The organism is Methanosphaera cuniculi, assembly GCF_003149675.1.
GTDB lineage: Archaea > Methanobacteriota > Methanobacteria > Methanobacteriales > Methanobacteriaceae > Methanosphaera > Methanosphaera cuniculi.
In genome coordinates, this window is record NZ_LWMS01000027.1 from 1 (window position 1) to 5,580 (window position 5,580).

4 protein-coding genes and 3 tRNA genes are annotated in these 5,580 nt (G+C 27.4%); 3 read left to right on the forward strand and 4 right to left on the reverse strand.

Annotated features, from left to right (window positions below; genetic code table 11):
- The first annotated feature begins 219 nt into the window (after positions 1 to 219).
- The 3 genes from cobQ (at position 220) to MSCUN_RS04655 (ending at position 4,378) form a co-directional block, all read left to right on the forward strand.
- Positions 220 to 1,740, forward strand: coding sequence for a cobyric acid synthase CobQ (gene cobQ, locus MSCUN_RS04645; RefSeq protein ID WP_095609211.1), 1,521 nt, complete (start codon positions 220 to 222; stop codon positions 1,738 to 1,740).
- A 702-nt stretch (positions 1,741 to 2,442) separates the two neighbouring features.
- The gene (locus MSCUN_RS04650) at positions 2,443 to 3,105 is read left to right on the forward strand and encodes a potassium channel family protein (protein ID WP_095609210.1); all 663 of its coding nucleotides are present in this window, start codon (positions 2,443 to 2,445) and stop codon (positions 3,103 to 3,105) included.
- Between the two features lie 136 nt (positions 3,106 to 3,241).
- The gene (locus MSCUN_RS04655) at positions 3,242 to 4,378 is read left to right on the forward strand and encodes a VWA domain-containing protein (protein ID WP_245837674.1); all 1,137 of its coding nucleotides are present in this window, start codon (positions 3,242 to 3,244) and stop codon (positions 4,376 to 4,378) included.
- A gap of 269 nt (positions 4,379 to 4,647) precedes the next feature.
- On the opposite strand, the gene MSCUN_RS04660 is transcribed toward MSCUN_RS04655, so the two are convergent.
- From MSCUN_RS04660 to MSCUN_RS04675, 4 genes are all read right to left on the reverse strand, one after another.
- A tRNA-Gly gene (locus MSCUN_RS04660) sits at positions 4,648 to 4,721 on the reverse strand.
- A 62-nt stretch (positions 4,722 to 4,783) separates the two neighbouring features.
- Positions 4,784 to 4,857: transfer RNA gene (locus tag MSCUN_RS04665), tRNA-Gly, on the reverse strand.
- A gap of 17 nt (positions 4,858 to 4,874) precedes the next feature.
- Positions 4,875 to 4,948 (reverse strand) — tRNA-Gly (locus tag MSCUN_RS04670).
- Positions 4,949 to 5,050: 102 nt separating this feature from the next.
- The gene (locus MSCUN_RS04675; RefSeq protein ID WP_095609208.1) at positions 5,051 to 5,449 is read right to left on the reverse strand and encodes a CBS domain-containing protein; all 399 of its coding nucleotides are present in this window, start codon (positions 5,447 to 5,449) and stop codon (positions 5,051 to 5,053) included.
- Between the last annotated feature and the right edge of the window lie 131 nt (positions 5,450 to 5,580).

Consider the following 5,580-nt stretch of genomic DNA (forward strand, 5'->3'; position numbering starts at 1 on the left):
ATATGTGTATAATAGACAGATATTTATTTATATTATTTGTATATTCTTACTATTAAAGTAACCTTTGGTTTTTAAAATATTTACTTATATCATGAAATAAATAAAACCAACATCACAAACAATTTTCATGAATAAATACACAATAAAAATAAAACATCAAAACAACTAATATATACAATAATCACATTTTAAAAACAATAAAAGGAAGGTAAAAAACATATGAAATACATAATGTTTCAAGGAACATCATCAAATGCTGGAAAAACACTCACAGTAGCTGCACTATGTAACATACTAGCACGGGCAGGATACAGAGTAGCACCATTTAAATCACAAAACATGTCCCTAAATTCATATACAACAATAGATAATGAAGAAATGTCAATAGCACAAGTAATGCAAGCTGAAGCAGCAGATATAGAACCAAATTCTAACATGAATCCAATACTGCTAAAACCAAAAGGAGAATTCACATCTCAGGTAATAGTACAAGGAAAACCAGCAGGAGATATGCGATTTGATGACTACCAAGACAACTTCAGAGAACAAGCAATAGAAGCCATAGAAGATTCACTAGAAAAATTAGATGAGGACTATGACATAACAGTAATAGAAGGAGCAGGATCACCAGCAGAAATTAACATGTATGATAAAGACCTTGCAAACATGCTAATAGCAAGAATGACAGATGCTGATGTAATACTAGTAGCAGATATTGACCAAGGGGGAGTATTTGCATCAATAGTAGGAACATACTACCTGCTTCCAGAAGAAGATCGAAACAGAATCAAAGCAATAATCATAAATAAATTCCGTGGAAATGCAGATGTACTAAAATCAGGAATAGAAAAAGTTGAACAACTAACAGGAATACCAATCATTGGAATAATGCCATTTGATGAAACACTAAACTTACCTGAAGAAGATTCAGCATCACTTTCCACACATCATTTTTCAGAAAATGAAAAAATAACAATAGGAACACTAAGACTTCCTAAAATATCAAACTTCACAGATATTGACCCACTAGATTATGAACCAGATGTAGGAATAAAACTTGTAAGTATCTATGAAAATCTAGATGATATAGATGCACTAATAATTCCTGGTACAAGAAACACAGTACATGATATAGAAGAGCTTAAAAAGACTGGAATGTATGATCGAATAATACAAAAAGCAGGTGAAATTCCAATTATTGGAATATGTGGTGGATATCAAATGTTATCAAAACAAATACTTGATCCTGAATATCATGAATCAGACATAGGATCAGTTGAAGGACTCGGACTTCTTGATATGATAACAGAATTTGGAAAAATCGATGAAAAAGTAGTACAACAATCCAGTGGAACAATAATAAATGATAGTGAACTTGGCTTTAAAGCAGAAACACCTGTCACAGGATATGAATTACATGAAGCTATAACAACACTAGGTGATGTAGAACCACTAATAAAACTAGATAAAGGATTTGGAAATAATCCAGATTCAAATTGTGATGGAGCAATAAAAGGTAATATTTGTGGAACATATCTACATGGAATCTTCCATAACTTTGAATTTAGACGAAGCTTTACAGATATGCTAAGAATCAACAAAGGATTAGAACCACTAGGTATGACAAAAGATGATTTTAGTGAAGCAAAACGTGTAAATTATAATCAGTTAGGTGATCTATTTATGGATAATGTAGATGTAGACTACATCTATGAATTACTAGAAAAACAAGAAGATTGATAAAACTATTAATAAGTAATATTTCTTTAATAATTAAGTTTAATTTAACTTCCCAAAAAAATTAATTTGGATTTTCATTGATTTAAATTATTAGAAAAAAAAGAAAATTTAACTAAAAGTTTTTTCATGTTTTTTTCTTGATTTTCATAATTTATAAAAAAAAGTAAAAAAAATTGGGTTTGAAAGAATTTTTATAAATTATTAAATTCTTCTTCCAATATTTTTTTTAGTATACTTTCATCGTCTGATTATCATCATTGTTATATTCTAATAATAGTTGTGTTTGTGTTTTTACTGTTTTTTCTGTGTTTTTTGTTAGATTCATTGTGTATATTGCCTGTTTATATTGTGATGTTTGTCCTATTATTATTGTTATATTGTATGTTGGATTTTTAAATGTGTCTGTTTTTAGAACAATATTAATTTCTCCATTTGTTATTGTTGTTTTGTTAAATGTTTTTCCATTGATTTTTACTGCTATTTTTGTTTTTCCTGTTATTTGTTTTCCATTTATATCAATTTTCTATATTGTTTTTTTTATAAGATGTTTTACACTTTTTGATAATTTTTTTTTATACAATCTTATATTGGTAAAAAAATATTTTTTTACATAGATTTCAAATAATCTTCAATTCTATTAATATTAATAAGATACAATATAGTAGTATAATATATAATAAAAAATAAGGGAATGTTAGAACAATGAATGGTATAATTGTCGGAGCAGGACGTATAGGATATAACTTAGCAACCAAACTACAAACTGATCATGATATAACAATTATAGATAAAGATATAGATGCATATGATAGAGCATCAGAACAACTAAACTGTTATGTAATACATGGAAATGGAACAAATACAAGTATTCTTGAAAAAGAAGATATAGATAAAATAGACTTCTTTGTAGCAGCAACAGGAAATGATGAAGTAAACCTATTATGTTCAGTATTTGCAAAAGAACATGAAGTTACAACAATAGTATCAAAACTAAATAATCCAGATCATGCATCAATATTTAAAAAACTAGGAATTAGTGTAATAAATCCTGAAAGAAGTATAGTACGATATATTGCAAGAATGATTGTAAGACCAACAGCACAATCACTTGTAACAATAGGAAAAGGAGATGGAGAAATCCTAGAAGTTAAAGTTAAAAATCGTAGTATAGCAGGAAAAACAGTAAAACAAATAGAAAATAATACAGATAAATTCATAATTATATCAAAATACATAGGGGATGATATTATAATACCAAATAATGGAACAATTCTAAATTATGATGATAGTGTAGCTGTATTAATAAAAAGAGGACATCTTCTAGAAATACGAGATTACTTCACAGAAGATGGATTTGAACTATAAAAAAGGATATAATTTACATTCAAAAACTTTTTTTTTAACTTAAAAAAAAGAGATTCTAACATAATATATTTAACCTAAAAAAATAACTTACACACATGATATAATTTTTCAATTTTACATACAAAAACTAGTTAAGATGATTAAAATGAGAGCTGAAAAAATAATTACATTATCCAACTTTCTAAGAAATGATGGAATGAATGTAAGTATAAGAAGTACAATAACAGCTTCAGGGTTTTATGAACAATACCATGAAGAATTTGATAATGATCAGCTAAAAGTAGCACTAAAATGCATATACATAAAAAATAAAAGTGATGAGGATAAATTTAATAAAGCATATGATAAAATATTCAACACACAAAAACCACAAAAATCAAGAAAAAAACCTGAAAAACAAGATAAAAAACCTAGAAACATACCAGAAACACAAGAAGAAGTAATTGAAACTGAAGTAATAGAAGAAAATTCAAGTTATAATGAAAACATACAACTAATAGAACAAAGACGACAACAAAAGATAGTAAATGATAATATAACACGCGATAGTCTTATAATGCTTGATAATTATGATAATCGTATCTTTGATATTTGTCAACGATTAAGTAAAAAAATTGCAAATCAAAGAAATAAAAGACGAAAACTTGCAAAATCACATACTGTAAATATGCCAAAAACAATCAGACACAACCTTAAAAATGGTGGTCATTTAATAAATCTCCTAAAACAGAAACCTCCAGTTAAAAAGACAAAACAAGTATTTCTATGTGATGTAAGTGGGTCATGTCAATGGGTAAGTACATGGTTTTTTGCAATACTATATGGATGTTATAAAACATTTGATAAAATGCAAGTATTTGACTTTGATAATAAAGCAGTAGATGTGACAAATACTCTTAAGATGGATTTTAAAAATACATATGAAATAAATTCAGTACACCAGTCATTTGGTGTTAAATCATTTGGACAATCAGATATGAGTAAGGCATTTCGCGAATTTCTAAAAGATGCTAATTTAAATCGTAATACAGATATTATAATACTATCAGATTGTCGTGATTGGAAGGGAAAACGTGTTGATGGAGTACTTGAATCAGCACATCTAATACATGAGATGACAAAACGTTCACGTAAAGTAATAATACTTAATCCTGAGAAGAAGATTCGTTGGAATACTCCTACAAGTTGTGTTAAAGATTATCAGAAAGCTGGTGCTGAGGTTTATCAGACTAATACTCTTGATGAATTTGCAGATGTTGTATCTAAATTATAAAAGAAGTTATTATCTTTGTATAAAGATGAAATTAGTAAAGGTTTAAAAAAAAAGGGATTAGTATAAAATTTATACATTTCTTTTATACAACTATTTTTTTTTCATATCTTAAAGTTAACAAAAAAAAATCTATTTTTTTAAAAAATTAATAAATTAAATAAAAGTAATTCAAAAAAAAGTAAAATACGTTTTTTTATAATATATTCATAAAAAAAATAGTATCTATTATTATAAGTAAAAATTAGTTTTCTTTAAAATTAAATAGTTAGTGCGGCTGCCGGGATTTGAACCCGGGTCGTAGGCTTGGAAGGCCCAAGTCCTAGCCAGACTAGACTACAACCGCATATGCAAATAAGTTTTTATATATATTTTAAAATTAGTTTTTTTTTTAAATTAAATAGTTAGTGCGGCTGCCGGGATTTGAACCCGGGTCGTAGGCTTGGAAGGCCCAAGTCCTAGCCAGACTAGACTACAACCGCATATGTAAATAAGTAAATGCAACGACCGGGATTTGAACCCGGGTCACTACCGTGGCAGGGTAGAGTCTTAGCCAGCCTGGACTATCGCTGCATTGAATATATATAATAGTTGTTAGGATTGTACTAGCAACTATTATAAAGTTTATGTTATTTAGTATATAAACTTTTTGGTTTAGTTTGTTTTATAACAAAATTACTTTCTTAAAAGAACATCAGACATTGAAACTATACGACAAAGATCAGTTTTTGTTACAACTCCAACATTTTTTCCATCTTCACATACTAGAAGTCCTGATGTTTCAGCACGTAACATTAAGTTAGCTGCATCTTCAATTGATGAGTTTGAATATATTGTATTAACAATTTCGCACATTACATCTGATACTTTAACATCATCAATTTTAAATACTTCATTTGGAATCATTAATTCAATTAAATCTGAATTTGAGATTTGTCCTACAATATTATTATCATCATCTTCAACAAATAATCGTCCTATGTCAAGTTCTTGTAGTTTGTCTATCGCATCTTTTAAGGGTGCATCCTGTTTAATTGTGTAAATGTTTGTATTCATCATATCTTTTACTATCATTATTTCCCACTCCTTTATAATTTAAGTAAAAAAATTAAAGTAAATTTAATAATTTATAAAAGTTTATTTCAATTATTATCTTTTTTGATAAAAATTATTAAATATCTTATTTTTAATATAATATATTATAT

Excerpts from the sequence above, each read along its gene's own strand:
- MSCUN_RS04650 (WP_095609210.1), top strand. The coding sequence starts at position 2,443 with ATGAATGGTATAATTGTCGGAGCAGGACGTATAGGATATAACTTAGCA.
- MSCUN_RS04675 (WP_095609208.1), bottom strand. The coding sequence starts at position 5,449 with ATGATAGTAAAAGATATGATGAATACAAACATTTACACAATTAAACAG.
- MSCUN_RS04655 (WP_245837674.1), top strand. The coding sequence starts at position 3,242 with ATGATTAAAATGAGAGCTGAAAAAATAATTACATTATCCAACTTTCTA.
- cobQ (WP_095609211.1), top strand. The coding sequence starts at position 220 with ATGAAATACATAATGTTTCAAGGAACATCATCAAATGCTGGAAAAACA.